Origin of the sequence: Pseudomonas persica (genome assembly GCF_900291015.1) — a bacterium.
In the GTDB taxonomy this organism is placed as follows: Bacteria; Pseudomonadota; Gammaproteobacteria; order Pseudomonadales; family Pseudomonadaceae; genus Aquipseudomonas.
The window spans coordinates 1-242 of record NZ_OLKL01000331.1; the positions used below are offsets into that span (position 1 = coordinate 1).

The window sequence follows — 242 nt, forward strand, 5'->3', positions numbered from 1 at the left end:
AGTGGAGATCAACGCACGCATGATGGGTAGCGTAGCGCCGCAGATGTACCGGATGCTGACCGGCATCGACCCGTTCGAACTGCTAGTCCGTCTGCACCTGGGCGAGCCCATTCTAATTGACGACTCAGTGCTTCAGCGCGCAGGTAGCGTCGTAACTGTCGCCTCCCGCAATGGCGGTCATATCGCCCACGACTATGACCCCGACACCCTACAGCCATTACTGGACAAGTACGCCATCCGGT

1 pseudogene is annotated in these 242 nt (G+C 59.1%); it reads left to right on the forward strand.

Annotation, left to right across the window (positions count from 1 at the left end):
- Positions 1 to 242 (forward strand): annotated as a pseudogene (locus FQ664_RS27635) (ATP-grasp domain-containing protein); the annotation flags it as partial.